Source organism: Paenibacillus koleovorans NBRC 103111 (assembly GCF_004000845.1).
Lineage (GTDB): Bacteria > Bacillota > Bacilli > Paenibacillales > NBRC-103111 > Paenibacillus_AA > Paenibacillus_AA koleovorans.
Genome location: NZ_BIMA01000041.1, coordinates 21,780 through 48,682 on the forward strand (window position 1 = coordinate 21,780; position 26,903 = coordinate 48,682).

General features: G+C 57.8%; 26 protein-coding genes. 7 read left to right on the forward strand and 19 right to left on the reverse strand.

Going from position 1 to position 26,903, the window contains the following annotated elements; translation table 11 throughout:
• Positions 1-3 precede the first annotated feature (3 nt).
• The 6 genes from gmk to PKO02S_RS15390 form a co-directional block, all read right to left on the reverse strand.
• Positions 4-639, reverse strand: a complete 636-nt coding sequence (gmk, locus tag PKO02S_RS15365; RefSeq protein WP_246067046.1) for a guanylate kinase — start codon at positions 637-639, stop codon at positions 4-6.
• On the reverse strand, positions 629-892 hold the full coding sequence (remA, locus tag PKO02S_RS15370) for an extracellular matrix/biofilm regulator RemA (protein ID WP_127584336.1): 264 nt from the start codon (positions 890-892) through the stop codon (positions 629-631). Before remA ends, gmk begins: the two co-directional genes overlap by 11 nt.
• A gap of 205 nt (positions 893-1,097) precedes the next feature.
• Positions 1,098-2,000: a YicC/YloC family endoribonuclease gene (locus PKO02S_RS15375; protein WP_127584337.1), complete on the reverse strand. Its 903-nt coding sequence runs from the start codon at positions 1,998-2,000 to the stop codon at positions 1,098-1,100.
• A gap of 102 nt (positions 2,001-2,102) precedes the next feature.
• On the reverse strand, positions 2,103-3,995 hold the full coding sequence (locus tag PKO02S_RS15380; protein WP_127584339.1) for a bifunctional homocysteine S-methyltransferase/methylenetetrahydrofolate reductase: 1,893 nt from the start codon (positions 3,993-3,995) through the stop codon (positions 2,103-2,105).
• 53 nt (positions 3,996-4,048) lie between these two features.
• A complete protein-coding gene (gene dapF, locus PKO02S_RS15385) occupies positions 4,049-4,876 on the reverse strand; it encodes a diaminopimelate epimerase (protein ID WP_127584341.1) in 828 nt (275 codons plus the stop codon).
• Positions 4,877-5,006: 130 nt separating this feature from the next.
• Positions 5,007-7,793 carry a calcium-translocating P-type ATPase, SERCA-type gene (locus PKO02S_RS15390; protein WP_127584343.1) on the reverse strand — a complete coding sequence of 929 codons (2,787 nt, stop codon included), beginning with the start codon at positions 7,791-7,793 and terminating at the stop codon, positions 5,007-5,009.
• A 217-nt stretch (positions 7,794-8,010) separates the two neighbouring features.
• On the opposite strand from PKO02S_RS15390, the gene PKO02S_RS15395 reads away from it, so the two are divergent.
• On the forward strand, positions 8,011-9,807 hold the full coding sequence (locus tag PKO02S_RS15395) for an Rqc2 family fibronectin-binding protein (protein WP_127584345.1): 1,797 nt from the start codon (positions 8,011-8,013) through the stop codon (positions 9,805-9,807).
• A gap of 210 nt (positions 9,808-10,017) precedes the next feature.
• Here PKO02S_RS15395 and PKO02S_RS15400 read toward each other — a convergent pair whose 3' ends face one another.
• From PKO02S_RS15400 to PKO02S_RS15425, 6 genes are all read right to left on the reverse strand, one after another.
• On the reverse strand, positions 10,018-11,316 hold the full coding sequence (locus PKO02S_RS15400; RefSeq protein WP_127584347.1) for a UDP-glucose dehydrogenase family protein: 1,299 nt from the start codon (positions 11,314-11,316) through the stop codon (positions 10,018-10,020).
• A gap of 64 nt (positions 11,317-11,380) precedes the next feature.
• Entirely contained in the window at positions 11,381-12,265 is an 885-nt protein-coding gene (gene galU, locus PKO02S_RS15405; RefSeq protein WP_127584349.1) for a UTP--glucose-1-phosphate uridylyltransferase GalU, read from the reverse strand.
• Positions 12,266-12,292: 27 nt separating this feature from the next.
• Positions 12,293-13,150, reverse strand: a complete 858-nt coding sequence (locus PKO02S_RS15410) for a PHP domain-containing protein (RefSeq protein WP_127584351.1) — start codon at positions 13,148-13,150, stop codon at positions 12,293-12,295.
• A 102-nt stretch (positions 13,151-13,252) separates the two neighbouring features.
• Entirely contained in the window at positions 13,253-14,164 is a 912-nt protein-coding gene (locus PKO02S_RS15415) for a selenium metabolism-associated LysR family transcriptional regulator (protein ID WP_127584353.1), read from the reverse strand.
• 229 nt (positions 14,165-14,393) lie between these two features.
• Positions 14,394-14,831 carry a hypothetical protein gene (locus PKO02S_RS15420; RefSeq protein ID WP_127584356.1) on the reverse strand — a complete coding sequence of 146 codons (438 nt, stop codon included), beginning with the start codon at positions 14,829-14,831 and terminating at the stop codon, positions 14,394-14,396.
• 214 nt (positions 14,832-15,045) lie between these two features.
• Positions 15,046-15,306 (reverse strand): YlbG family protein, encoded by a 261-nt coding sequence (locus PKO02S_RS15425; protein WP_127584358.1) that lies wholly within the window; start codon positions 15,304-15,306, stop codon positions 15,046-15,048.
• A 52-nt stretch (positions 15,307-15,358) separates the two neighbouring features.
• Here PKO02S_RS15425 and PKO02S_RS15430 point away from each other — a divergent pair, with 52 nt between their 5' ends.
• Entirely contained in the window at positions 15,359-16,402 is a 1,044-nt protein-coding gene (locus tag PKO02S_RS15430) for an asparaginase (protein WP_246067047.1), read from the forward strand.
• 20 nt (positions 16,403-16,422) lie between these two features.
• On the opposite strand, the gene PKO02S_RS15435 is transcribed toward PKO02S_RS15430, so the two are convergent.
• The 3 genes from PKO02S_RS15435 to PKO02S_RS15445 are packed head-to-tail and all read right to left on the reverse strand — an operon-like array spanning position 16,423 to position 20,696.
• Positions 16,423-16,866, reverse strand: coding sequence for a YlbF/YmcA family competence regulator (locus PKO02S_RS15435; RefSeq protein WP_127584360.1), 444 nt, complete (start codon positions 16,864-16,866; stop codon positions 16,423-16,425).
• A 36-nt stretch (positions 16,867-16,902) separates the two neighbouring features.
• Positions 16,903-18,933: a helicase-associated domain-containing protein gene (locus PKO02S_RS15440; RefSeq protein WP_127584362.1), complete on the reverse strand. Its 2,031-nt coding sequence runs from the start codon at positions 18,931-18,933 to the stop codon at positions 16,903-16,905.
• Complete coding sequence (locus tag PKO02S_RS15445; protein WP_127584363.1) at positions 18,930-20,696, reverse strand: DNA repair helicase XPB; 1,767 nt, start codon at positions 20,694-20,696, stop codon at positions 18,930-18,932. Before PKO02S_RS15445 ends, PKO02S_RS15440 begins: the two co-directional genes overlap by 4 nt.
• 130 nt (positions 20,697-20,826) lie before the next feature.
• On the opposite strand from PKO02S_RS15445, the gene PKO02S_RS15450 reads away from it, so the two are divergent.
• Complete coding sequence (locus PKO02S_RS15450) at positions 20,827-21,549, forward strand: thermonuclease family protein (protein ID WP_127584365.1); 723 nt, start codon at positions 20,827-20,829, stop codon at positions 21,547-21,549.
• Positions 21,550-21,622: 73 nt separating this feature from the next.
• Here PKO02S_RS15450 and PKO02S_RS15455 read toward each other — a convergent pair whose 3' ends face one another.
• On the reverse strand, positions 21,623-22,060 hold the full coding sequence (locus PKO02S_RS15455) for a CBS domain-containing protein (protein ID WP_127584368.1): 438 nt from the start codon (positions 22,058-22,060) through the stop codon (positions 21,623-21,625).
• 198 nt (positions 22,061-22,258) lie between these two features.
• On the opposite strand from PKO02S_RS15455, the gene PKO02S_RS15460 reads away from it, so the two are divergent.
• Genes PKO02S_RS15460 through PKO02S_RS15470 form a run of 3 tightly spaced genes read left to right on the forward strand, consistent with a single transcriptional unit; the run spans position 22,259 to position 24,325 of the window.
• Positions 22,259-22,600: a YugN family protein gene (locus tag PKO02S_RS15460; RefSeq protein WP_127584370.1), complete on the forward strand. Its 342-nt coding sequence runs from the start codon at positions 22,259-22,261 to the stop codon at positions 22,598-22,600.
• A gap of 12 nt (positions 22,601-22,612) precedes the next feature.
• Positions 22,613-23,797: a putative lipid II flippase FtsW gene (ftsW, locus tag PKO02S_RS15465; RefSeq protein WP_127584372.1), complete on the forward strand. Its 1,185-nt coding sequence runs from the start codon at positions 22,613-22,615 to the stop codon at positions 23,795-23,797.
• 24 nt (positions 23,798-23,821) lie between these two features.
• Positions 23,822-24,325: a GNAT family N-acetyltransferase gene (locus tag PKO02S_RS15470; protein ID WP_127584374.1), complete on the forward strand. Its 504-nt coding sequence runs from the start codon at positions 23,822-23,824 to the stop codon at positions 24,323-24,325.
• 54 nt (positions 24,326-24,379) lie between these two features.
• Here the strand turns inward: PKO02S_RS15470 and PKO02S_RS15475 are convergent, their stop codons facing one another.
• Entirely contained in the window at positions 24,380-24,760 is a 381-nt protein-coding gene (locus PKO02S_RS15475) for an Asp23/Gls24 family envelope stress response protein (RefSeq protein WP_127584377.1), read from the reverse strand.
• Between the two features lie 211 nt (positions 24,761-24,971).
• Here PKO02S_RS15475 and cax point away from each other — a divergent pair, with 211 nt between their 5' ends.
• The gene (gene cax, locus PKO02S_RS15480; RefSeq protein ID WP_127584379.1) at positions 24,972-26,021 is read left to right on the forward strand and encodes a calcium/proton exchanger; all 1,050 of its coding nucleotides are present in this window, start codon (positions 24,972-24,974) and stop codon (positions 26,019-26,021) included.
• A gap of 39 nt (positions 26,022-26,060) precedes the next feature.
• Here the strand turns inward: cax and PKO02S_RS15485 are convergent, their stop codons facing one another.
• Both PKO02S_RS15485 and PKO02S_RS15490 read right to left on the reverse strand, forming a co-directional pair.
• Entirely contained in the window at positions 26,061-26,354 is a 294-nt protein-coding gene (locus PKO02S_RS15485; RefSeq protein WP_127584381.1) for an Fpa/YlaN family protein, read from the reverse strand.
• 178 nt (positions 26,355-26,532) lie between these two features.
• The gene (locus PKO02S_RS15490) at positions 26,533-26,781 is read right to left on the reverse strand and encodes an HPr family phosphocarrier protein (RefSeq protein ID WP_127584383.1); all 249 of its coding nucleotides are present in this window, start codon (positions 26,779-26,781) and stop codon (positions 26,533-26,535) included.
• Positions 26,782-26,903 lie beyond the last annotated feature (122 nt).

The following is a 26,903-nucleotide window of genomic DNA, read 5'->3' on the forward strand; positions in this document are numbered from 1 at the left end:
GGGTCAATGCACCTCTTCCATCCATTTTTGAATCCTCGGCAGCACGCGCTCCCGCCGACAATGCTCAGCGATCAGGATCGCCTGAATGCGCTGGCAAGCCAGCTCCACTTGGTCATTCACAACCGCATAATCGTACTGCTCCATCAAGCGAATTTCGTCCACCGCGACCGTCATCCGATTGCGGATCGATTCTTCCGACTCCGTGCCGCGTCCGACGATGCGACTCTCCAGCTCCGTAAGCGAAGGCGGGGTTAAGAAAATAAATACGCCCTCCGGGAACTTCTCTTTCACCTTCAGGGCCCCTTGCACTTCTATTTCTAATATAATATCTTTGCCTTCATTCAATGTCTGTTCTACGAAGCTCCGCGGGGTTCCGTAATAATTGCCTACGTATTCCGCCCATTCCAGCAGTTCATCCCGCTCGATCATCGAACGGAACTGCTCCTTCGTCTTGAAAAAATAGTTCACGCCGTCTATTTCACCGGCTCTAGCCGCTCTCGTTGTAGCCGATACCGAATAGACAAGATCCGGGGCGCATTTCCGCAAAGCGGCGCATACGGTCCCTTTCCCCACGCCGGACGGGCCGGACAGAACGATCAGGAGGCCTCTATCCGTACCGGGCCGAACACTATTCGTCATGATCTTCATCCTTATTGTTCGTTAAGCGATGGGCCACCGTCTCCGGTTGAACGGCCGACAGAATGACATGGTCGCTATCCGTAATGATGACGGCGCGAGTCCGTCTGCCATAAGTGGCGTCGATCAGCATGTGCCGGTCGCGTGCTTCTTGGATGATCCGCTTGATCGGGGCCGATTCGGGACTGACAATAGAGATGATCCGATTCGCCGAAACAATGTTGCCAAACCCGATATTGATTAATTTAATGGCCATTAGTGCCCTCCTAGATCCTTTTCCCCCAAGTGTAAAGCGAGGCATGAAAAAAAGATTACGTTCCTGTTCGGGGGGAACCCCTATAATCAAACAACCGGAAGTTGGCAAACTTATACAGCCTTGCACTATTGTTGCCGTTTCCCGGGTTGCTCATACCCGATTCGAAATGCAGGCGAAACCTGCTCCAGTTGTCCTTCCGCCGCGGTTACTCGATATTCTGCGCCTGTTCGCGCATCTTCTCTAGCTCAGCCTTCATGTCGACGACGGCGTTCACAATATCCGACCGATTCGATTTGGATCCGATCGTATTCACTTCGCGGTTCATCTCTTGGATATAAAAATCAAGCTTTCGTCCGATCGGCTCGTCCGCCTCTAGCAGCTTGGCCGTCTGCTGCAGATGGCTGGCAAGCCGCTGAAGCTCCTCGCTGATGTCGGCTCGCTCCGCGAGAAGAGCAACCTCCATGGCAATCCGATTGTCCGCAAGCGGGCTATCGGCAGCCGTCTCGCCCAGCAAATCGCGGATGCGCTGGCGCAGCTTGATCCGAAGCTCCTCCGAAACGGCATCAGCCGATTGGCGAATCTCTTCGAGCATACGTTCCATCGCACCGAGTCGCGATAAGACGTCTTGTGCGAGATTCGCACCCTCGGCTTCGCGCACGGCTATAAGACGCCGAACCGCCTGGGCGGTCAAATCGATCAGCGTCTCCTGTACAGTCTCGTCAGCCGCGGAATCTCGAGAATCGCTAAGCGTCACAAGATCCGGCAGTTTAATCAAGTCTTGAAGCGTCAGCTTGTCCGGACCCGGAAGCGAGAAACGCGCTCTCAGCTGTTTGGCTGCCGCCATATACCCTTCGGCAAGCGCCCAGTCCACTTGAACGGTTCTGGCCGATGTCCCGTCAAACTCGCACGTGACGAACGCATCGACCCTTCCGCGCTTCACAGCCGCCAGGACCGTACGACGAACGCCGTCTTCCCATAGGAGCCACTCGCGAGGAAGCCGAACATTCGCCTCGGCGTAGCGATTATTGACGGACTTCAGCTCCACCTGTATGCGAAGCCCGCCGGCATGGCCTTCCGCCATCCCGTAGCCGGTCATGCTGCGAATCATTGGGCATCACATCCATTACCCTATTCTAATTGATTTTACAAACCCGTACAAGTACAATTCAACCTGCGGCCGGTACACCCTTCATCCCTTACGGGAAGCGGCTCATCGCCGGGCCAAATCGGCCACGCGAGCGAGCTGTCCCGTCTTCTCCCAGACGTAGTTCGTCAAGTCGACGCACATGCCGTAGAAGTGCATCGGCGTCATCAGGTAGATGCCCTTGAACAGCGGCAGGGCGACGTCCAGCAGCTCCTTCATCATCTCGTTGCCTCGGGCTCGACCTTCGGGTCCGCTCAGCCCCGCCATCCGGCCTCGCACCTCATCGGAGAGCACGATGCCAGGCACTTCATTATGGAGGAACTCGGCGTTATTGCCGCTCACGAGCGGCATGAAGCCGAGGAAGATCGGCACGTTCAAATGTTTCGTGGACTCGTGAATCCGTTCAATCAATCGCGCATCGTAGACAGGCTGCGTCATGATGTAGTCGGCGCCGGCCTCGATCTTCTTCTCCAGCCGCTGAACCGCCTTGTCCAGATGCTTCACGTTCGGGTTGAAAGCCGCGCCTACGACGAAGCTGGACTTCTGCTTGAGCGGCTTGCCCGAGAACGCCATCCCTTCGTTCAGCTGCTTGATCAGCCGGATCATCTCGAACGAAGTCATGTCGTACACCGAGCTGGCTCCCGGCTGGTCGCCGAACTTCGACGGGTCGCCTGTAATAACGAGCACATGGTTCATGCCTACCGCGTGCAGCCCCATCAGATGCGACTGGGTGCCGATCATATTGCGGTCGCGGCAAGCGATGTGAAGCAGCGGCCGCATGCCGAACCGTTCCTTGACCAGCATGCCCAGCGGCAGGTTGCTCATCCGGGTCATCGCGACGGCATTGTCCGCCATCGTGATGAAATCGACATGCGCATTGCGCAGCGCTTCAGCGCCTTCCATGAAGCGCGTGATGTCGAGATCGCGCGGCGTGTCCCACTCCACCATCACCGTGTGGCGCTCGCGCACCATCTCCAGCAGCGAAGGCTCGTCCGCCGCAGCTTCAGGGGCGACCGCCTTCGGCTTCGCCGCCACCTCTACGGCGACCGTCGGGCGCACTTCAGCCGCAGCCTCGCTCACTGTGTCGGGGGTAAAGCTCTGCAACGCTCCGGCAATCGCCGCGATATGCTCCGGCGTCGTGCCGCAGCAGCCCCCGATGATCCGCGCGCCGAGCGCCGCGAATTTCAAAGCGTTCTCCGCGAAGTATTCAGGCGTCGACCCGTATACATATTGACCGTCTACATAGCTTGGCAGACCTGCATTCGGGAACACCGACAACGGCAGCCCGATGCCGGCCGGAAGTTGCTCCAAGTTGCGCGCCACGCCGTTCGGTCCGCTATGGCAGTTGAACCCGATCGCGGCGGCTCCCGCCTCCCGCAAGCGAAGGAACGCATCCGCGTACAGGATTCCGTCGCGCGTCCCGCCGCTGCTCTCGGAGGCGAACTGGCAGATGACCGGGAGCGAGCCGTCCAGCTGAAGGACCGTCTGCAGCGCAATCTCCATCTCCTCAAGCTCATAAAACGTCTCCAGCAGGATGCCGTCCACACCGGCTTCCAGCAGCCCTTCCAGCTGCTCGCGGAATTGCTCCTGCAACAGCTTGCCCGGGATCGTCCGCCTGCCCCCGCCGCGAATCGAACCGATCGCGCCGACGACGTAAGCGTCCGCTCCGACGGCTTGGCGGGCGATCGCCGCCCCCGCCCGATTGATCGCCTTCACTTCGTGCTCGAGGCCGAACTTGGACAGCTTCTCGCGATTCGCCGAGAACGTGTTCGTCTCGATCACGCGCGCGCCGGCATCGTAATAACGTCTATGCACACCGGATATCGCCTCCGGGTTCAGCAAGTTGAACTCCTCGTAGGAAGCCCCGACCGTGAAGCCGAGCTGGTACAAATACGTCCCCATCGCGCCGTCGCCTGCAAGCACGCGATTCGAAAGCGCGGTTTTGAACTCCATTTTCATATCCGGTCCCACCATTCTATATCTAAACTCGCAAATGTCCGTTCCCAAATTCCTTATACTGCGCCGTCGAACACGAACTCGGCTGCACCCGTCATATAGATGACGTTATCCGCCGCCCACTCAATGAGCAGGTCTCCGCCGGTCAGCGACACGGTTGCCGTCCGATCGGTTTTCCCATTCAGCACCGTCGCGACCAAAGTCGCGCAAGCGCCGGTCCCGCAAGCGAGCGTCGGTCCCGCTCCGCGCTCCCACACCCGCATATCGACGTGATCCCGGCTGCGGACGGTCGCAAACTCCACGTTCACCCGCTTCGGGAAAAGCTCATGTACTTCCAGCAGAGGGCCGTAGCGATGAAGATCGAATGAGGGAGCGTCCTCGACGAAAATCACGCTGTGTGGGTTGCCCATGGACACCGCCGTGAAGCGGAAATCCGCACCGTCGGCGTAGATCGGTCGGTCGATGACCGGATTCATATCGAGGGTCGTCGGAATCCGAAGCCCCTCCAGGATCGGCTCGCCCATGTTGACGCGCACGCTAACCGTATGGCCGGCTTCGACTTGGAGCTGTACCGGCTGCACGCCGGCGCCGATCGTTTCTATAGTAAGCTCGCGCTTCTCCGTCAACCCGCGGTCGAACACGTATTTGGCTACGCAACGAATCGCATTGCCGCATTGCTCCGCCTCGGAGCCGTCGGCATTGATAATGCGCATGCTGAAATCGGCTTTCTCCGAAGGCAATATATACACGACGCCGTCCGCACCGATTCCGAAATGGCGGTCGCACCAACGCTTAGCCAGCTCGGCGTGATCGGCGGGCAATTCGGCTCTGTCGGCGATAACGATAAAGTCGTTGCCAAGACCCTGCATCTTCGTAAAGTTCATGCCCATCGACTCTCCTTTTCAATTAGCCTATATTATAGGGCAAAACGGGTCCGGTGCATAGCAAAGAAAAAACCCGCCTGCCGGAGGAAGCAAGAGCTTCCCCGGCAAGCGGGTTCGGTGGAGAGCCGGGTCAGCGAGTGACCGGCTTCGAGCTGTATTTGATCGGCGGGCGTTTCGCCTTCTTGTTCGTCGACAGGACGCTGCCGAGTCCCATGAGAAACGTCGGGATACCGGCGAACACCAGAGCGATGACCCAATCGACTGTGCCGAGCGGCACTGTCTTGAAGATAGGCTGCAGCTGCTCGATATAGAGCACGCCCAGCATGAGGGCTAGCGACGACAACACGGCGAGCACCAAATATTTGTTCTGCAGCGGATTGCGGTGGAAGATCGAGCGCGAGCTGCGGCAATCGAACACATGGATGAGCTGCGCCATCACGAGCGTTGCGAAGGCGACTGTCTGCGCATGCATGAGGTTATCCGCGCTGTCGGGATTGTCCCGGAGCGCGATCCAGAAGGCGGCGAGCGTACAAACGCCGATCAGAATGCCGCGGCTGATGATCTTCCAGCCGAGCCGGCGCGCGAAGATGTTTTCCTTCGCGCCACGCGGTCTTTGCTGCATCAAGTCTTTCTCCGCTTGATCGACGCCCAGCGCCATCGCCGGCAATCCGTCGGTCACGAGATTCACCCATAAAATTTGAATCGGTACAAGAGGCAGCGGCATGCCGGCCATCATCGCGAGGAACATCGTCAAAATTTCCCCGACGTTCGAGGCAAGCAGGTAGCGGATAAATTTGCGGATGTTCTCGTAGATGCCCCGCCCTTCCTCGATGGCCGCCACGATCGTGGCGAAATTGTCGTCGCTCAGCACAAGCGCCGACGCTTCCTTCGACACGTCCGTGCCGCTGATGCCCATTGCGATGCCGATGTCGGACGCCTTGATCGCCGGCGCGTCGTTGACGCCGTCGCCGGTCATCGCGACGACATGGCCTTGCCGCTGCAGCGACTTCACGATGCGCAGCTTGTGCTCCGGCGACACGCGGGCGTAGACATAGATGTGCTCGACATCGGCGTCCAGCTCCTCGTCGCTCATCGCGGCCAGCTGCTGGCCGTTCACGCATTTGCCGCCGGTCGGCAGCATCCCGAGCTGCTTGGCGATCGCTTCCGCCGTCGCCTGGTGATCGCCGGTGATCATCACCGTCCGAATGCCCGCCCGGCGGCAAGTGGAGATCGCTTCGCGCACTTCCTTGCGCGGCGGATCGATCATCCCGGCGAGGCCGACGAAGACGAGCCCGCTCTCGAGCGTATGCACCGTATCGTCGCGATCGGTCGCCTTCAGCTCCTTGTACGCCATGCCAAGAACGCGAAGGGCGGAACGCGCCATGCCGAGATTCGCCGCCATCACCTTCTGCTTCAGCGTCGGCGTGAACGGGATCACCTTGCCCTCCCATAAAATATACGTACATTTCTCGGCAATGACGTCGGGGGCCCCTTTCGTATACAGCAGCCGGCCGCCTTGATGCTGGACGATGACAGACATCCGCTTGCGCTCCGAGTCGAACGGTATTTCTGTGATCCGCTTGTACAGCCCGTCGAGCGAGCTTGCCGTCACGCCACCCTTGGCACCCAACACAACAAGCGCGCCTTCCGTCGGATCGCCTTGCACGGACCAGATCGGCTTCACCGGCTCCTTCGAGCCTTTCTTCTTGACCTCAGGCAGCTCTTCGACGAGCGAGGCGTTGTTGCACAGCACGGCAATCTGCAGCAGCCGGCGCATCATCTGGTTGTTCCGCAGATCGACATGCTGCCCTCCGGTCGACGCCATGATTTGGCCCTGCGGATCGTAGCCTTCACCGGTCACTTCCAGCACGTCGCCGCCCATCCACACATGGGTGACGGTCATCTTGTTCTGCGTCAGCGTGCCGGTTTTGTCCGAGCAAATGACGGATGAGCAGCCGAGCGTCTCCACTGACGGCAGCTTGCGCACGATCGCCTTGCGTTTGATCATCCGCTGGACGCCGAGCGCCAGAGCGATCGTCACGATTGCCGGCAGCCCCTCGGGGATGGCGGCTACCGCCAGGCTGACTCCGGCGAGGAACATCCCGTACGGCGGCTGGCCGTGCATGATGCCGGCGATCACGACGACTATGGTCAGCCCGATGGCGACCGCGATAAGAATTTTGCCAAGCTGCTCCAAACGGTGCTGCAGCGGGGTTTCCATCGATTCGGTATTTTGGATCAAATCGGCGATTTTGCCCATCTCCGTTGCCATCCCTGTCCGTACGACGATGCCCTTGCCCGTTCCACGCGTTATCAGCGTACCCATAAAGCCGATGTTCTTCTGGTCGCCGAGCGGCACTTGATCGCCGTCAAGCGCATTCGTCAGCTTGCCGACCGGCACGGACTCCCCTGTCAGCGCGGACTCCTCGACATAGATCGAATTCGTCTCGAGGAACCGTACATCTGCGGGAATCCGGTCTCCGCTCTCGAGCAACACAACGTCCCCCGCCACCAATTCCCTAGCCGGGATCGTCGCTACTTGCCCGCTGCGCAGTACCTTGGCCGTCGGGGCCGATAGCTCCTTCAGCGCTCGCAGCGACCGCTCCGCGCGGAATTCCTGGATGAACCCGAGCACGCCGTTCATGACGATGATGGCGACGATCGTAATCGAGTCCAAATACTCGCCCAGTAAACCCGAAATAAGCGTCGCGGCCATCAGCACCAGCACCATAAAATCTTTGAACTGCCCCAGAAACAGCGTAATGAGCGGTACGCCCTTCTTCTCCGACAGCTCGTTGAAGCCGAATCGGGTCAGCCTGTCCTGCGCTTCATCCTGAGATAATCCTTGAGACGGCCGTACCTGCTGCGCTTCCGCCGTTTCCTCCGGATTCAATTGATACCAAGGCTTCTCACTCATCCGAGTCCCCTCTTTCCAAGAAAATCTGTACAACCCTAAATGTATGCAGACAAGCCGGGAAATAGCACCTTGTAAGGAAGAAGCGCAGCGGATCGAAGCGGGCAGGTCGTTTGTCAATCAAACTGTCCTTTGCTTTTTTGGCCGGAAGACTCTAAACTGGCAGTACGCGCTCGTAGCGGCAAAGCTCGGCGCATTTTCACAACTGGAGGAATCATTCATGTCGCTAGACGGTCTCGTCACCCGCGCCATTGCCCGAGAGCTGGAAGCGTGCGCCGGCGGCCGCATCCATAAAATCCATCAACCGTCGGAGCATGACGTCGTCCTGCAAATTCGAGCGCAAGGCCGGAATTGCAAGCTGCTGCTCTCCGCTAATCCTACATATCCCCGCGCCCACCTGACCGAAGAGTCGTTCGTCAATCCAATGGAAGCGCCTATGTTCTGCATGCTGCTGCGCAAACATTGCGAGGGAGCGATACTCGAGGCGGTCAGCCAAGTGGGGATGGAGCGCGTCCTGCATTTCGATGTCCGCCAGCGGGACGAAGTAGGCGACATCAGCGTCAAACGTGTCATCGTTGAGCTGATGGGCCGGCACAGCAACATCATTCTGATGGACCCGAACACGGGCACCATTCTGGACGGCATCCACCATGTCACCCCTGCGATCAGCATGTACCGAATCGTAATGCCGGGAAGCCAGTACGTCGCTCCGCCCGAGCAAGGAAAACAAAATCCGCTGCAAATCGGAGATCGCCTATCCTTTGAAGAAGCTCTCAACAAGGTTGGAGAAACGGAAGCGAAGCAAGTCCGGCAGCAGCTCGTAGCGGCATTCAGCGGGTTAAGCCCATTGGTGGCCAAGGAACTCGTGTATCGCGCTAGCGCCAGTGAAGGTTCGAGCGCAGGTGCGGATGCAGCCAGTGTCGAGCCGTCCCTTGACTCCGTTTGGAACGCATTTCATAGCTCCATGTCAGCAGCCGCAGTTGATCGTTATTTTCCACAGATCGTGGATGACAGCAAAGGAAAATCGTATTTCTCCGTCGTGGAGCTGACTCATCTGACAAACGCAGCGCCTCAAGGCGTGCGGACGTATGGAGCGGTGAGTGAATGCCTCGAAGCCTTCTATGGCGATAAGGCGGTTCGGGACCTAACGAAGCAGCGGGGGGCCGATCTGACGCGGTTTCTGCAGAATGAGCGCAATAAAAACGAGAAAAAGCTGGACAAGCTTCAAGAGACGGTCGAAGAGGCGAAGGATGCGGATAAATACCGGATCATGGGCGAGCTGCTCACTTCCTCCCTTCATTTGGCCAAAAAAGGAATGCGCTCCATCGAGGTCGTCAACTATTACGACGAAGAACAGGCTACGATAACGATCGAGCTGGATCCTCAGCTGACTCCGTCCGAGAATGCCCAACGCCAATTCCGCAAATATACGAAAAGCAAAAACAGCCTAACGGTCGTCGCCGAGCAAATCCGCTCTACGGAAGAGGAGCTCGTTTACTTGAACACGCTGCTGCAGCAGTTGGACAGCGCCGGTCCCGGCGACATCGACGAGATCCGGGAAGAGTTGATCGAGCAAGGCTACGTGCGCGATCGGAACAAAAAAACGCGGAAGAAGAAAAAAACGCCGGACAAACCGACGCTCACCACCTATACATCCAGCGAGGGCTTCCCCCTCTATGTCGGGAAAAACAACAACCAGAACGAATATTTGACGAACCGGCTCGCCCAGTCGAACGATACTTGGCTGCACACGAAAGACATTCCGGGCTCCCATGTCGTCATCCGGGGCACCGGCTTCGGCGAGCCGACGCTGCACGAGGCGGCGATGCTGGCCGCTTACTACAGCCAGGCGAAGGCGTCCAGCCAAGTGCCGGTCGACTATACGCTGATCCGCCATGTGCGCAAGCCGAACGGCGCGAAACCCGGCTTCGTCATCTACGAGCAGCAGAAGACGCTGTACGTGACGCCTGATGAGCAGGCCGTCAAGCAGCTGGCTATGGGTGTGCGTACGGTATAAAAGTAAAAAACTTCTTCCCTCACACGGGTCCTTCGTCTGTCGTTTCAAATAACGGTCTGCCATAACGCTATTCTTCCAAATTCTCGGACTGACGCCCAAATAAGGTGTTTTCATAACGTTATTTAGGAGAGGTGCCTCTTAATCGATCGAATATGCAAAAGCCATCCTGTCCTTCGCGCAGAAGGTACGGATGGCTTTTGCATATAATTATCAGGGCCGGCCGATCGAGATATACCGAATGCCGTACTCCTTAAGCTGCTCCGCGCTGAACATGTTGCGTCCGTCCAGCACGAGCGGCTGACGAAGCAGGCGGGCGATCGTCGCCCAATCCAAGCTGCGGAACTCCGCCCAGTCGGTCGTGATGGCGACCGCGTCGGCACCTTCGACAGCCTCCTCGATCCTCTCGCATATCTTCACATGCGACAGCAGCCCGCGCGCTTTCCCGCCTGCGATCGGGTCATACGCGCTCACTTCCGCGCCTTTCTCCTGCAAGTACCGGATAATATCCAACGCCGGCGCATCGCGCAAGTCGTCGGTGTTCGGCTTGAACGCAAGCCCTAGCACGGCGATCCGCTTGCGATCGAGCGAGCCGTCCAGCGCGCGTTCGATGGAGTTGGCGAACTGGATGCGCTGCATCTGGTTCACCTGCATCGCCGAACGCAATATTTTGAAATCGTACTCAACCTGCTCCGCGATACGCAGTTGAGCGCGCGTGTCCTTCGGGAAACAAGAGCCGCCGTAGCCGATTCCTGCATTCAGAAAATGCGGCCCGATCCGCTTGTCCATCCCCATCCCTTGCGCGACGAGCGAGATGTCGGCTCCAACCTTGTCGCATACGTTCGCCATCTCGTTGATGAACGAAATTTTCACGGCGAGAAAAGCGTTCGAAGCATACTTGATCAGCTCCGCGCTCTCGCGGTCCGTCATCAGCACGGGACGGTCGAACGGCGCATACAACCCGCGAATCCGCTCGCCGGCTACGGCATCCGCTGCCCCGATGACGATCCGGTCGGCATGGAACGTGTCATGGATCGCCGAACCTTCCCGCAGAAACTCCGGATTGGAGACAACTGCGGCCTCGACGCCGGAAGGCAAACCCTCGGCCAGCAACCGCTCCACCTTGCGCCCTGTCCCGACCGGAACCGTGCTTTTGATAACAATAGTCTTAGCCGACTCGATATGGGACGCCAGCTCCTGGACCGCGCTGTTCAGCTGCCGCAGGTCGACGTCGCCGCTCTCCAGCGGCGGCGTGCCGACCGCCAGGAAGACGATATCGGCGAAACGAACCGCCTCGGCGATACTCGTCGTGAAGCTCAGCCGTCCTTCCTTGGCATTGCGCTCCACCATGGCGTCCAAGCCCGGCTCATAGATCGGAATATCCGCCTGACGCAGCCGTTCGATTTTTGCGGCATCCCGGTCCACGCAGACGACCTCATGCCCGATGTCCGCCAAACAAGTCCCAGAAACAAGCCCGACATACCCGGTGCCAATTACCGCTACACGTTCCATCCTAATTAGTGCCAGCTCCTCTCCCCGATAGCCACTCGCCCTACGCTCCCATGCGTTCAGCAGCCTAGCTCCATTGCTTTACAAGCTCGCTCAAATAGGCCTTCACCTGTGGCTGCAGGTCGCTCCGTCCCAGCGCGAACTCGATCGTCGCTTCGATGTAGCCGAACTTGTCGCCGACGTCGTAACGTTTGCCCTCGATGGAGTACGCCAGCATCGACTGCTTGCGGTTCAGCACGCGCAGACCGTCGGTCAGCTGAATTTCGCCTCCGCGTCCCGGCTGGCAAGTTTCGAGAATCGGGAAAATGTCCGGATCCAGCACATAACGGCCGATGACCGCCTGATTGGACGGCGCCTCCTGCGGATCGGGCTTTTCCACCAAATCGGCGATATACGAGAACGGCCCGTCCGCAGCGATCGAATGATCCGGCGAGACGATCCCGTACTTGCCCACATCGGACCAAGGCACCTGCATCGTCGCAATGACCGAACGTCCATGCGTCTCATAGAGCCGCATCATTTCTTGCAAGCAAGGCGGGTCCTGATGGATGATGTCGTCCCCTAGCAAGACGGCGAACGGCTCGTCGCCGATAAACTTGCGGGCGCACAGCACCGCATGGCCAAGGCCGAGCGGCTCCTTCTGACGAATATAGTGGATATCGACCATATTCGAAATGTCGCGGACGAGCTTGAGCAGCTCCGTATTTCCTTTGCCCTCCAGAATCGATTCCAGCTCGACGGATTTGTCGAAGTGGTCCTCGATCGCCCGCTTGTTCCGGCCGGTGACGATAATAATATCTTCAATGCCGGAAGCGATCGCCTCCTCGATAATATATTGAATCGCCGGCTTGTCCACGATCGGCAGCATTTCCTTCGGCTGCGCCTTCGTAGCGGGCAAAAATCGGGTGCCCAGTCCGGCTGCGGGCAAAATCGCTTTTTTGATCGGTTTCATCTGTAGTTGGTCCTCCCCAAACTTTATCTATTGTTGTTGCTCGCGCGTTCTGCAAGCTTGCAGACGCTCCAAAACATCGGCTCCGATGCGCCGGGAGCCGATAGGCGCGTGGAATTCATGGCCGCCTCGCTCGCCGTGAAAATCCGAACCCGCCGTAACGAGGCAGCCCAGACGCTCCGCCATCGCCGCATAACGCTCCTCTTCCTCCGGCGAATGGTCGGAGTGATAAGCCTCGATGCCAGAGGCGCCGTACTGCACGATTCGCTCCACAAGCGAGTCGTTGCCGTACAAGCCAGGATGCGCGACGACCGCAACGCCGCCCGCCTCCCGGATCCAATCGACCGCTTCGAACGAGGTAACCCGGTGCGAATGCGCATGCGCCGCTCCGTTCCGCCCCAAATACCGGTCGAACGCTTCGGCGATCGAGCCGACGTAGCCCTTGTTCAGAAGCGCTTCGGCGATATGCGGTCGGCCGATCGATTCGTCCGGCTGCACTCCTTTGCCGGCCTGGGCGATCACCTCGTCCATCGTGATCGCAATACCAAGCGCGTTCAGCTTTTCTACGATTTTCAAGTTGCGGCTCTCTCGCCCATCTCTCAATTGTTGAAGCCGATTCAAGAAGAGCGAATCCGTCCTATCGATATAATAGCCCAAAATATGTATGTCTAGCCCGTTCTCTACTGTACTGATCTCGACGCCCGGGATCACATGGATGCCAAGCGCCTCTCCCGCAAGAATCGCATTGGCCACTCCCGCCACCGTATCGTGGTCCGTAATGGCGATCCCGTACAACCCGGCAGCCTTCGCCATCCGGACATTGTCCTCGGGCAGCTGCGTGCCGTCGGATGCGGTCGTGTGCATATGCAAATCGACTTCGTTCCTCATGCCGATGCCTCCGTCTTCATCCTAACCATCCAATGTTAAGCCAACATTAACCGCGCGCCTGTTTTTGATGAAATTTTTCTCCGCACGTGGCGTTGCCCCCTGTTACAGCCAAACCTGCAAATCTTTTTCGCGCAAAAACGTCAGGAACGTCACGGCGGATATCGGCAGCAGCGTAGCCTGCAAGTAAATCGAGTAGAAATGCCGCGTAAACGTAACGCCCTCGATCGTCTTCACTTGGAACAACCCGAGCGCCACCTCGTGCTTCACAGAGGACGGGGATAACACCGTGATGCCGAGTCCCGCTTCAACCGCCGACTTGATCGCCCCCGTGCTGCCCAGCTCCATGACGATCTTCAACCGGCCGGCACCCAGCCCGACTCGCTCGAGTTCCTTCTCCATCACCTGGCGGGTGCCGGAGCCTTGCTCTCTCAGTATGAACGGGTAGTGAAGCAAATCTTCGGGTATCACCTTGTCCTGCTGCGCGAGGGGATGATCCGAAGGAACGATCAGCTTGAGCTCGTCATTCAGCACAACCTCCGTCCTCACATCGGGATGCAGCACCGGCGCCTCGACGAGGCCGAAGTTCAGCTGGTGATTCAATATTTCTTCCAATATTTGCGTCGTGTTGATGACCTTCATGCTGACCGAGATGTTCGGGTATTCGCGGCTAAACGGTCCCAGCAACCGGGGAAGCACATACTCCCCGATCGTCAGGCTCGCTCCAAGCTGCAGCCGGCCTTCTACCATATGGGTAAACTTGGACATCGCCACGTCCGTTTCCTTGATCAGCTCGATGCTCCGCTTGGCGAACGGCAGCAGGGTGCGGCCCGCCTCCGTAATCTCGATCCGTTTGGTCGAACGCTGGAACAGCTTCGTGCCGAAGTAATCCTCCAGCCCCTGGACCTGCATCGTCACCGCCGGCTGTGTCATATGAAGTGCTTGCGCGGCCATGGAGAAGCTGCCTTTCTCGGCAACCGTATAAAAGATGTGCAGCTGGTGAAAGTTTAACGCCACTCGCTTCTGGCCTCCCGCTTTCATTAACGTTGCGAATCCATTGTCAAAAAAGGGATACAAACATAATCTATCTTAACAAGGCGCGGTTTGCAATTCATTCCACCAGAAAAGCCGGTACGAAGCAAAAAAGCATACAGTTCGCCTGCATGCCCGGCCACAGCCAATGTTCAATTAAGGAGCCGATCGGGTCGCGCCGCAACTCAGGCTAATCTTTTCCAGCTTTGGCAGCCTACTTGCGCTTGCGGCTATTCTTAATCAGCGTCATCCGACGCGAATGCCTGAGCCAAGAGTAATAGGACTTAAGGTCCCTAAGCTCGATTACTTCCGACATCCGGCCCAAGAACGTGACTACGATCATTTTATGAAGCGGATTGCCGGCGATATCGAATTCGTTCTCGAGCACCGCAAACTCGGCGACCATAACCAAATCGTCCTCGACGACAAAGACGTCTTTCTCATTTTTGTAATAAGGCTGCACCTGGTCTTTCTTGAGGCGGTCCCACAGAAAAGAGCAGATGTCTTCGAAGCCCGTCTTCTCGGATTCGACCCGGTCGGCCCAACGGGAACGCGCATGGTTCGTAATGATAATGTCAGCTACTTTCTTATCGCCCAATACAACGTAGAACGGTTCATAAGTACTCCACCTATCCATCATCTTATCTTTCATCTCCAACATCCCCCTCTTCGAAGTAGGTCTATCTCCCTATGTAATGCAGGTTAGCTTTATTTTAATCGATTTCTTATTTTTTTCCAATTATTATTTGCTTCATTTTTGTGATTTCTATATAATATTGCGAATTGCGCGACTTTTAGAAGTTTTCCGTAAAAAAAAAGAGCTCCCCAGCCACGGATCGCCTCGGGAGCTTGCTGTAGTCGATCGTCTAGGTGTAAAGTTTGGACTTATCAGGTACATTACTATTATATTCGGTCCGAATTTCGCTGCGCATGGAACGCTCCACTTTTTTGACAAATGGGTATTTTTGCATCGCCTTGACGGCATCGTCCACTTTGTCCGCGTTCATGTAGATGACCACATAGTGCATGCGCTTCGAGCTATAATGGATCGACCCGAACCGTTCCAGGTGCTTGACCGCTTTCAAGTCGTTGACCCATACTATAAGGCCGGTGCGTTCAGGAAACATGGATGATCTCCTTCCGTAATGATCCCGTACCGAGCAATCGATTCCAGGAGTGATGATTCGTCATATGGCTGCTCTGTCTTCCATCTCCGCACCGCTTGCTCGCGTCACCCGCGGCCCGCTCACCGAGTCGCAGCATCGCGGCCACGCAGCGGTCGTCGACCGTTCCGGACATCTCCTGGCCGGTCTGGGCGATCCGATGCTGGTGACGTTCGCCCGTTCGTCCGCCAAGCCGCTTCAGGCGATTCCCGTCGTGGAATCCGGCGCCGCCGAAGCTTACCGGCTCGGTCCCGACGAGCTCGCCCTGCTATGCGCCTCCCATAACGGGGAACCCGCCCATATTCAAGCGGTAGAGCGCTTACTTAAACAGATGGGGGTCACCGTCCACGACCTGGGCTGCGGCCCCCACTATCCTTATTACGAGCCGGAGGCCGACCGGATGAAAGCATCCGGCGAGCGGCCGACTCGGCTTCACAACAATTGCTCCGGCAAGCACAGCGGGATGCTCGCGCTCGCGCTGCGTCTAGGCGCGCCGCTCGAGGGCTACATGGCACCGGAGCATCCGGTGCAGCGGCATATGCTCGAAGCGGTCGCCGCGATGAGCGGCGTCCCCGCGGCGAGCATCGCCCTCGGCACGGACGGCTGCGGCGTGCCGGTGTTCGGCTTGCCGCTCGCCGCGCTCGCGCGGGCGTTCGCCGTGTTCGGGCGGCCTGACGGCCTCGTGCCCGAGACGCGCGAAGCGGCGTGCCGGCAGCTGCTCGGGGCGCTGCGCGCCGCGCCGTTTTACCTCGCCGGCACGGGCCGCTTCGACACGCGCCTCATCGAGGCTACGGGCGGCCGCCTCGTCGGCAAGATGGGCGCGGAAGGCGTCTTTGCCGTGAGCGCCCCCGAGCGCGGCGAAGCGCTCGCGGTCAAGGTCGAGGACGGCGCGCAGCGCGCCCTCTACCCCGCCGTCGTCGAGGCGCTGCGCCAGCTCGACTGGCTGACTGCGGCGGAGCTCGAGGCGCTCCGCGAATTCCATACCCCGCCCGTGCGCAACTGGGCGGGCGATCAGGTCGGGGCGATCGTCCCCGACTTGGACTTAAGGCCTGCGGAATAACCGCAGGCCTTCGTTATAGGTCAGCCGCAGCCGCAGCTGCCGCCCGATCCGCAGCCCTTGGTCGGGAGCGGGTTGTTGCTCGGCACCTTAATGTCCTCCGACACGGCAAAAGCGATCGTCTGAGACACGGTGAACAGCAGATCGTCGAGCTTCGCCTCCGCTTCCTTGAAGCGGCGGACGGACTCGAACGATTCCAGCGCCAGCTCGGCCTCCTTCGCCTCGTCCAGCGCCTCATGGTAGTTCGGATGGTAGTGTCCGAAGCGTTCGGTCTCGGCGAAGCGCTCCTTCGTCCGCTCGAAGCGGAGAACCGCCGCCTGCACGTCGGCATCCGCCTCGACTACCCGTTTCCAATATGCGTAATCCGCCACTTCGGCGGAGCCGTTAATCATATCGCCTACCTCGTAGGCTTGCGCGAGCAGCTCCGATAAATCGAGCGTGCCGGTTTCCATCAGCATGGTGTCCATTGCGCGTTATCCCTCCTCGCTCGCGCGCGGAACGGATCAGACGTCGTCGTTGATGCCCGGGAGCACTAGCTGCATCTCGTCCCATTGCTCGGGACCGAGCGTAGCTTCGCCCGCTTCATGGCGGACCAGGACTTGCCATCGCTCCTTCGTGCCTTCAACCTTCTCGGGAACGAGCACCCGATCTTGTCCACCTTGACGCAAGCGGACGGACGCCTTCCATTCCAACGCCTTGCGTATCATATCCATGCGGGTGGCCGCATGGTAAGCTCTGCATTCCTTCAGCCAGATGCCCGGCACCTCCGTCAACCCTGGATACAGCTCCTCAGTCGGCGGAATGGTCCGTTCAATATCATAATACTGCACGGATTGCCTGGAGTAAATAAGCCCGGCCGGTTCCGCGACCATATTTTGTATGGAATCTGCAGGGAATGGCATCTGGGATGCCGTTGCAACGGGGTCATCGGCGGCATTCGTGCCAGCATTTGCTTGAGCCGGGATGTACCCGTTCATCTGCAGCTGTTCCAGCAGCAAGTCCGACGCTCCCGGCTCTACAAGCCAGACAAGCGGCCCGAGCCGCTCGCGCAAATGAGGGAGGAGCTTCGGATTGACCTCCATCTCCTCCGCCGTCGCCTCATCCCGGCAGCGGAACAGTACGGCTGACTCGATGGAAGTGCGGCCGTACTGCGCAATCCAGTCCTTCAGCGTATACTCGACCGGCTCGGGAACGCCGTATTTGGCGATGTCATGCAGCAGCTCGAGGATCCGTGCGCCGTCGGCCCCCAGCTCAAGCGAGCGGATGATCCGCTCCTTCGTCAGCCGATAGCGGCATACGGCTCCGGGCTGCTCGAGCTCCGTGTGCCGCTCCAGCTCCCAACGAATCGAATAGGGCACCGCGGGCGGGACGATGATCTCGAAGTCCGGCAGGATAAATACCGCTTTTTGCCCCATAGTCGAGGTGCCGGTGATGGTCGTTGTAGTGTCGATGGATTCCGCCAATTGGCGCTCGGTCCCTGATGCCGGCAGCCTCCAACGGGCCAGCCAGCCGCCGTCCTCCGCCCTGCCGAGCTCCAGGAAGCCCAAGGCTTCCGCCGGCTTCAGCCATTCCACGAGCAGCTTGTCCGGCTCGGGGCCGACTCCAGCACCTGTCAGCCCGCGTTCCACGAGACCTGCGCTTATCGCTTCCGGCCGAAACCAACGGTCCGTCGGAAGCTCCTCCGCACAGGCGATCACGTTTCGGATCATCGGATCGGCCGGCGGAGGAAGCAAATCGGATAACAGTCCGTACAGCTGCCGGTTCATTTCCGCTTCACTGAGACTGAGCCATTCCGCCAGCATCCGCTCGTTCAATCGATAACACTCGGCATCGGCATGCAACAGCTGGAGCCTCAGTGCCGCATCCAATACCGCCGCAAGCGGAAACGGGTATGCCTCCTCGCCCTTGTAACGAAGCAGCGGGGGACGCGCTCCAACGCTCCCGTCAACGCCGAGCAGCTGCTGCAGCCGTGTGACGGTACGTTTGACCAGCGTACCCTTCTGCGTAAGCGGCAGCCCCTCCCTCTCGGCATAGGCCAGCAAGGACAACAGCCGCGCCGGAGGAACAGGCTGCTCTTCCCGCAGCGGAACGACGGTCGCCCCTTCCTCCGCGAGATAGGACTCCGCCTCGAACGGAGCTAGCAGCCCGGCCCACAGGCCGATCCGATCCGTCGGCAGCATATAGAGCTGCTCGCCCCACGCTTTGCGCAGCGTGAAGACGACGCCTTTGCGGCACAATCGGTTCAAGCCCACCTTCAATGCCGCACCGGATAGCTGCTCCCGGCCCGCCTTGACGAGCCTGGCTTCGTCGAACGGTTCACCGGCGAACCCGGTCAAGATCAAGCGCAACGTCCGGATTTCCGTTTCCCGCAGCGATTGAAACATTCGTTCCAGCACCTCGCGGTCGTTAAGCAGCTCCTCCAGCGACAAGTCCACACGGGCTTCGGACCACACCCCTGGTATGTCCAGCACATAGTCCCGGATCTCTTCGGCCAACGCCTCCGGCAGCTTGCCAATAAATTGCGATCGTTTCACTCAGCTGCAGCTCCTTGTCCCTGTTGTTCGAATGATTCCCCTGCACTTGCACCTGTTCCTGTTCCTGTACCGGCCGCCGCCTGCCTAATCTCATAACGATACCCTTGCTCAACGAGAAACAGCTGGCGGTGGATGGAAAATTCCTGCTCCCGGGATTCCTCGGACACCAGGGAATAGAAAAACGCTTCATTGTCCGCCTTCGGCCGCAAAATACGTCCCAATCGCTGCGCCTCCTCCTGCCGCGAGCCGAAGCTGCCCGACACTTGGATCGCTACCCTGGCGTCCGGCAAGTCAATGGCGAAATTCGCCACCTTGGAGACGACAAGCGTCCGGATCGCCCCTTCCCGAAACTGCGCATACAGCCGATCACGCTCCTTATGCGGCATCTCGCCGGATATCATCGGCGCCTCCAGCTCCTCGGAAATATGCTTCAACTGATCCAAGTACTGGCCGATAACGAGCGTCGGCTCCCGATCATGACGAGTCATAAGCTGGCGGATGACGTTCAGCTTGTTCGGGTTTTCGCCGGCGATCCGCGCCTTGGCCTTGTTCTCCGCCGTCATATAAGCCTCCCTCACCTCTCTGGGCATGGTGACGCGCAATTCCGTGCAACGCACCTTGGCGATCCAGCCTTCGCGCTCCAGCTCCTTCCAGCCGGCCTCGTACAGCTTCGGCCCGACGAGCGAGAACACATCCTCCTCGCAGCCGTCTTCGCGTACGAGGGTGGCGGTCAGCCCGAGCCGCCTTGTCGCCTGAATCTCCGCCGTCACCCGGAAGACGGGAGCCGGCAGCAGATGCACCTCGTCATAGACGATGAGCCCCCAATCCCGCTCGGTGAACAGCCGCATATGCGAAAACGGCTCGTCCTTGCGGTGCCGATGAGTCAAAATCTGATAGGTCGCGATCGTGACCGGACACACTTCTTTGCTGGCACCGCTATACTCGCCTACCGCGTCTTTCGGCAAATCGGTTTTCGCCTCGATTTCCCTTTTCCATTGCCGCACCGAGGCCACGTTCGTCGTCAGAATGAGCGTTGCGCATTGCAAGCGGGCCATCGCAGCTATACCGACGACCGTTTTGCCGGCGCCGCACGGCAGAACGACGACACCGCTGCCGCCATGCCGTCGGCCGTCGGCGCATAGCGCGTCGACCGCTTCCCGCTGATAGTCGCGCAAGCGAAATGCACCGCCGGGCATCGGCGCCGCCGGCGCTTTTCCCGTAAATTCTTTGAGCCGCATCGGCAGCCGCTCGCCATCATGATAGCCGGCCAAATCGCTTACCGGGTAACCTAGCTTGATCAGCTCCTGTTTGATCACTCCGCGATAGGCCGGGTCAAACTCGATCGTCAGCTCGTTCGATTGACCGATGAAGAAGGCGCGTGTCGTCGTGAAGTGAGCAAGCTCACTGACCACGGCCGGATCATCCGATTCCAGCGCCATCGTCCCGTCGGAGCGGGCGATCATGCGCACTAGCCCATAGCGGGCCACGTAATGCCGAATATGATTCTGCACCTGGCCCGGCACCTCCAGCTTGCTGTTGCCCCGCAGCACGTACAGGATTTGATCCGCGCTAAGCCCCGACGAGGCGGCATTCCACAGCGAGAGTGGAGTTAATCGATAAGTATGCAGATGCTCAGGCGCCTTCACGAGCTCGGCGAACTTGCCCAATTCCTCGCTCAGTTGCTCGAAATCATCATGATGCGTCTCGAGCAGCAGCGTCGAGTCGCTCTGGACGAGCAGCGGGCGTTCCGGGAAATATTTCATTTTGCAATCAGCGCTCCTTCCACAGCGATTGGTATACTCTTAGTATGAAAGGATGGAATCCGATTTAAACCCTGTGTATAATGAAGCCCGAGCCGAAAGTGACGAAACTGAGATGGGATGAGGTGACAAGATGAGTAGTAAGAGATGTACCTCCGGTTTTCTTGCGATTGTGCTTCTGGCAATCCTGGTTATCGGCTGTTCAGCCCAAAGCGCAAGCGTAAACCCCGACTCCGACATCGCTGCAATCGTGCAAGCTTATCCGCAGTTGGCCGATCAGCCCTGGACGAAGGCCGAGGTGAAGCGTGTGGTGGATGGCGATACGTTCGAAACGATGGAAGGCGACAAAGTGCGGTTGATCGGCGTCAATACGCCTGAGACGGTCAAACCGAACAGTCCGGTCGAGCGTTATGGAAAAGAGGCGAGCAACTACACGAAACAAGCGCTGACCGGCCGGATGGTGTACATGTTCCGGGACGCAGGCGACAAAGATACATACAGCCGCTTGCTGCGCTACGTGTTTTTGGCGGGAAAAACGGAGATGTATAATGAGACGCTGCTGGTCGAAGGGTACGCGAATACGATGACCGTCCCTCCGAACGTCATGTTTCAGAAAAAATTCGTGGAGCTGGAGCGCCGCGCTCGAGAAAACCGGATAGGCTTGTGGGCGGACGAATCAGCCTCGGGACCTCCACCCTCATGCGCCAATCCACAGGTTAAAGGAAACATCAACTCCAGGAAGGAGAAAATATACCATGTTCCTGGCGGTCGTTCCTACGCAGTTACGAAGGCGGAGCAAATGTTCTGCACGGAGGCGGAGGCGACGGCGGCCGGGTTCCGTAAGGCTCGTGATTGACAAAGGTCATTATTCGCCGGCTTCATGAAAAAGACCCGTATCCAGAGGCTTGCTCCGGACCGGGTCCTTACCGTTAGTGCACGGCTGCGCCGTGATCGACGTTCTCCGAGATATCGCTTAGCGCTTCGCCCGCTTCGTTGACGAAGATCTCGCGAACGGCCAAGTCGGCGATTGCCACGACTCCGATCAGCTTGCCGTTCTCCACGACCGGCAGCCGGCGGATTTTGTGGCTGGCCATCATCTTGGCCGCTTCGTCCACGGACGTGTCCGGCGATACGGTGGTCAAGCCCTCGGACATGACCTCCTTGACCGCCGTCGAGCCGGAATGTTTCTCAGCGTAGCCGCGGACTACTAGGTCGCGGTCGGTGACGACCCCGATCAGCTTGTCCCCGTCCACGACCGGAATAAAGCCGATATCGTTTTGTTTCATTTTGAGCGCAATCTCAAACACATTGTCTTGGAGCGTTACCGTTACGCAGTCGGTGCTCATAATATCGCGTATTTTTTTCATCCGCTATCCCTCCGTCAGGCAGACTGATTTGGTTTCGTACAGCCTTAAATTGCCCGGAGCGTCATCGTCCGATTCCTGCGAGTTCCTGGTAACGTCCGCCACGGAATGTTCCCATTTGCCATGCCTATATAGGGTTGCACAACTTCGGGAAACATACTATCATGAATAAAGACATCTGAACCTCAGGAGGGTTAACCTGTGATTATTGAGAATACCGGTTTGAATTCCGTGAAAAGCGACTTGCGTCATTTGGACGAGTCTTCGACTAAGCTCGGCTTCGTTCGTTGGCAATGGGAATACTATCGCGCTACATATGATCTGAAAATCGAACATGAGAAATCCGAATATTTCCTGCGAATCAACACGCGCGCCGTAGAAGGCCGCCTGGAATCGCCGTACGCGATTCTTATTATCGAGAGCGTCTACTTAGGCGTATCTACGTTCCCGCACGGTCTTGATTATGCCTCTCCTGTTCCTGCTCCCGTGGTGAAAATCGCCGACCAGAAGCTGAACGAGCTGAAGAAGCTTCTCTCGGAATAAGGGGCGCTGCCCATGCCAACACGCAGAGGAACGCCGGATTTCCTGCTTCTGCTGCTTACTTTCCTCTTGGTCGGCTTCGGTCTGGTCATGGTGTTCAGCGCCAGCTCTGCGATCGCCATTTCGTCCAAGGAATACAACTTCAATGCGTTTTACGTCGTGAAGAAACAAGCCATTTTTGCCGTACTGGGCACGATTGGCATGTTTTTTCTTATGAATATCCCTATGAATCAGCTCCGCATGCTGCTCCGGCCGTTTTTCATGGTTGTGCTGATCATGCTGGCGCTCGTGCCGTTCATCGGCAACGAAGTGAACGGGGCGAAGAGCTGGTTCAATTTCGCCGGCTTCAGCTTGCAGCCTTCGGAGTTCGCGAAGCTGGCCGTCATTCTGTACTTGGCTATGCTCATCCACAAGAAAGGCGAGAAAGCCCGCCACATCAGCAAAGGGCTGCTCCCTTCCGTGCTGATCGTTGCCCTCGTCGCCGGTCTAATCATGATGCAGCCGGATTTTGGCTCTATGGTGATCCTCGTCCTGTGCGCCTCGCTCGTCATCGTCGTAGGCGGCGCCAATATACGCTTCGTGTTGAGCGCTTCGGCGGCGGTCGTGTTGGTAGGCTGCGTCTGTTTGGCTTTCTACGCCTTGACCCCCGATTCGACGAGCTATCGGATGGACCGCATCTCTTGTTATATGAATCCTTGGTCGGACTCGCAAGGCTCCTGCTATCAGATCGTGCAGTCGATGTACGCCTTCGGGCACGGGGAAGTGACCGGCGCCGGCATCGGCCAAAGCATTCAGAAGCTTCATTATTTGCCGGAAGCGCATAACGACTTTATTTTCGCCATCATCGGAGAAGAATTGGGTTTTATCGGTACGGTTATTTTCCTCTTATTTTATCTGGCTTTCATCTGGCGCGGGCTGATCGTCGCCTTGCGGAGCACCGACACGTTCGGGAATCTCGTCGGCATCGGCATCGTCGGGCTGATCGGCATCCAGGCGTTCATCAACATGGGCGGGGTGACCGGCGCCATTCCGATGACGGGGGTGACGCTGCCCTTCATCAGCGCAGGGGGCTCCTCGCTTATCGTCATGATGGCGAGCATCGGCATTTTGCTCAGCATTTCTCGCGAGTACAATAAACCGGACAAGCCGGAGAAGCCGGACAAAGCAGACCGGGACAAACGAAAATTCGTCTCCGGCTAATATTATCGAAGGGCTGGGTTCACCATGCAGACGGTTATCCGTTACGCCACCGAAGAAGATTTGCCCGCCCTGCTCGATATTTACAACTATGCCGTTATCCATCTGCCCGCCACGTTCGACCTGGAGCCTCAGACACTCGAGCAGCGGGTCGTCTGGTTCCGGCAATTCGGCGAGCGGTATCCGCTCTTAGCAGCGGAATGCGACGGCACGGTCGTCGGCTACTGCGGCTTGACCTCCTTCCGCGCCAAACCCGCCTATGACCGTACGGCTGAACTATCGGTGTATATTGACGAACGGTATCATGGCAAAGGGATCGCCACTCGGCTGCTGCAGGCGATCATCGACGAGGCGAGGCAGCGCCAGTTCCATGTCATCGTGGCATGCATTACCGGCGGGAACGAGGCCAGCGTCAAGCTGCACGAGAAGTTCGGCTTCGAGTTCGCAGGCACGTTCAAGAAAGTCGGCTATAAGTTTGACGCCTGGCAGGACGTTTGGTTTTATCAGCTGACGTTCGGTTCTGGCGCTTAATACGATAAGAAGAGGCTGCACCATGCGGTGCAGCCTCTTCTTATCTCCAGGCTATCATTTGATCCGGGGTACGGCCTCTTCAATTTCCTCTTCCTTGAACGCGACGCCTTCCACCTTCACATTCACTTCCACGACGGTGAGCCCCGTCATATTCTCCACCGCTTCCTTCACATTTTCCTGCAAGGAACGGCAGACATCCTGAATTTTCATCCCGTAATGAATGATGACGCGCAGATCGATCGCCGCCTCCACTTGTCCTACTTCGACGGAGACGCCCTTCTGCACGTTTTTCCCGCTCAACCGCTTGGCCAGACCTTCGGAAATGCCGCCCGACATGCCTGCTATGCCTGAAGTCTCAAGGGCCGCAAGTCCGGCGATAGTGGACACTACGTCATCGGATATACGGATCGTACCGGTTTGTTGGTCAACGGACATTGCGCTCACTCCTTCCACATTATAGCTATATTGTAATTTGTTCGATCGAGGAAAGCAACTTGTCCCAAAGACCTAAGCGCCCGGGAAAACGACCCTTTTCAAGCGGAAAAATTTCCAGTATAGTAGAATAGGTTTCCTGCGGAAAGGGAATGTTTTACATACGGAACCGTCACGGGATGAAATGGCGGCTTATGCTTAGGGAGGATGCCCGATGAAACAGAAATTGTTTTTTACGATCCTGATCGCCAGCTTCGGCTTCAGCGGAATCGCGCATTACACGGGGATGGCGAGCCTCGTTCAGTTTTTCGCCTGCTGCGTGGCGATCGTATTCGCCGCCGGGTTCCTCGGCAAAGCGACGGAAGGGGTAGCGCATTATGCGGGGGAACGGATCGGCGGCTTCCTGAACGCCACGTTCGGCAACGCGGCCGAGCTGATCATCGCCATCTTCCTGATCCGGGACGGCCTGTTCGATATGGTGAAGGCGAGCATCACCGGCTCGATTCTCGGCAACCTGCTGCTCGTTCTGGGCCTCAGCGTGTTTCTCGGGGGGCTGAAGTTCAAAGTCCAGAAATTCAACGTCATGATGGCGGGCAGCAACGCTTCGCTTATGCTCCTGGCCGTCATCGCCCTCTTCATCCCGGCCATCTTCTCAAAGAGCTTGACGACGAAGGAAATAGACATGTTCAGCATCATCGTCGCCTGCATCCTGATCGTCTCTTATTTGACTTGGCTGCTGTTCTCGATGGTGACGCACAAAAACGAGCTGACCGACCCGACCGAGCAGCCGGACGAGCATGATGTCGCCTGGTCCCGGAACAAGTCGATCCTGTTCCTGATTCTCGCTACGGTGATGGTCGCCTTTATCAGCGAATGGCTGGTCGGCACGCTCGAGGAGTTCACGCACCGCTTCGGCTTATCGGAGCTGTTCGTAGGGGCGTTCCTGATCGCCATCATCGGCAACGCCGCTGAGCATAGCGCCGCCGTGATGCTCGCGATGAAGAACAAGATCGGCGCCGCCGTCGAGATCGCCATCGGCAGCAGCTTGCAGATCGCCTTGTTCGTGGCGCCTGTGCTCGTCATCATCAGCTTCTTCCTCGGCGAGACGATGAACATCGTCTTCACGACCTACGAGCTCGTCGGCATCGCCGTCGCCTCGTTCATCGCCAAGTCGATCTCCAAGGATGGGGCGACGAACTGGTACGAGGGCCTTCTGCTCTTGGTCGTCTATGTCATCCTCGGCATCGCGTTTTTCCTGGTGTAACCGAATTGAGTTAAAAAAGGAGCAGCCTCCCGATCGGGGCTACTCCTTTTTGCTGAGGGCGAGTGCTTCGTACAGCTGCGCCAGCTTGCGCTCGAGCTCGCTCAATATTTGCTTCCCTGCCGGCTCGGCCAATAGTCCTGCCCGTACCGCAAAGTCGATTTCCCGGGACAGTCCGTACATCTGTGTATCCAACACCTCTTCGTAAAGAGGGCATCTGCGGTTAGTCAGCGTTTCCATCTGAATCTGAATCAGCTTCTCAATTTGATCCGCATCTTCTTGTAGAAGGCTAAGCGCCTTCTGATTCAAGCCAATCATGATTTCCGATGACGACATCAAATCTCCCCCTTTGCCCGAAGCTTATCCTGCCTTATATGCTTATGATAGTCGAAATCGACTCTTTACACAAGAGAAGATGTCCTCCAGCCCGCAGCGGCGGGCTTGCATGCAAAAACAAGCACCTCTCCCGGAGGAAGAGATGCTTGCGCAATTCGATCTGGCGTATTCGGTCTCCTTATTCGGAAACGACCTTGATCGAAAGGTTGTGCTTGTTGAATATGTCCAGCATAGCTTGCTTGGCTTCATCGGCATCCGGTCCGTGCACATGCAATTCGTAGGACCCGCTATCCAGCAGAGTGGTGAACAGTCCCAAAATGCTCTTCACATCGATGAACTTGTTCTCCAGTTGGAGCACGATTGAAGACCGGAATTTGTTGGCCGTTTGGGAAATTTCCACGATTGCACTGTTGTTGGCGCTTGACATAACAGATCCCTCCATAAGAAGCGGATGCGGTATCGATCCGACTCCAGAAAATGTAGTTTCCTCTATGATAACTTGGAAGCTCGTTCCACGCAATGAAAGATTGGCCTTTTTTTCAAAATGGA